This is a genomic window from Methylophaga sp. UBA1464, from assembly GCF_002325665.1.
Taxonomy (GTDB): Bacteria; Pseudomonadota; Gammaproteobacteria; order Nitrosococcales; family Methylophagaceae; genus Methylophaga.
In genome coordinates, this window is sequence record NZ_DCSO01000110.1 from 5,322 (window position 1) to 6,445 (window position 1,124).

General features: G+C 44.3%; 1 protein-coding gene. It reads right to left on the minus strand.

Features of this window, described 5'->3' with window-relative positions:
- Positions 1–886 (minus strand): chemotaxis protein (locus tag B3O33_RS15100; RefSeq protein ID WP_292363904.1); only part of this gene is annotated, 886 nt, incomplete at its 3' end.
- Between the last annotated feature and the right edge of the window lie 238 nt (positions 887–1,124).

Sequence of the window (1,124 nt, forward strand, 5' to 3'; positions counted from 1 at the left end):
AGGCATCAGAACCTGCCCCTCGTCCCATTGCCTGATTCGCTACCGCAGTCAAGGATGAATGCATAATCACTGGCAGATGCGCCATGCGTGGATCAGATTTAATTTTTTGGGTCAGTACATAACCGTCCATCTCCGGCATTTCAACATCGGTTAAAACAACCTGGATTTCCGTGGTAATGTCCCGGCTTTCCTCTTCGCACTGAGTAGCCAGTTTCTCAAGCGTTTTCCAGGCAAGTGCGCCATTAATAACACCCGTATGGTTCACCCCAAGCTTGTCCAGAGTCTGGGTAATTTGCTTGCGTGCAACATTGGAATCATCAGCATAAAGCACTTTATACTTTTTACCGTTCTCCATTTTTTCGATGCCTTCAAACGCAGTATCATCATAGAAATCGCCGGTATCAGCTAACACTTTCTCAACATCCATGATCATCACCAGACGTTTATCCTGTAATTCAGCAACCGCAGTCACTAAACCGCCTAAACGTTTGGAAATTAATGGAGGTGGTTCTTTAACCTGCTGCCAGCTTAATCGCTGGATGGTATCGACAGAAGTCACCAAAAAGCCCTGAACGTGAGTGTTGTATTCCGTTATCATCAGAATTTTAGGAGGTTCCTGTGATTTTAATTTACAAAACTTTTGTAGATTGATGATAGGAACCATATCGCCACGCAAACTGACAAAACCTTCAATACCATCAGGCATTTCCGGAGCACCGGTAATTTCGGGAATATTAAGGACTTCTCTGACTTTGAAAACGTTGATACCAAATAGCTCATTACGACCGGTATCATCATTTGTCCCAAGGCTGAACAGTAATACTTCCAGGTGATTGGTGCCCGCAAGCTGGGTGCGTTCGTCGATTGAATCTATAAAAGTTGCCATGTCCGTTCTCACTGTGCAAAAGCTAATAATCCGTTGGGCACAATCAAGATGCACCTGACACGGTATAAGTTGCACAATATCGTAACCTTAAATGCGGTTCAATAGCAGCAATAATAGGATTCTGGGAATTTTAAAGCGAGAAACATTCACCCGGAACGACCAAAGCAGTTAAAATGGTCGGGTGACAAAGAGAAAAAAATTCGGAATGGTGCCCAGGGGGAGACTCGAACTCCCACGT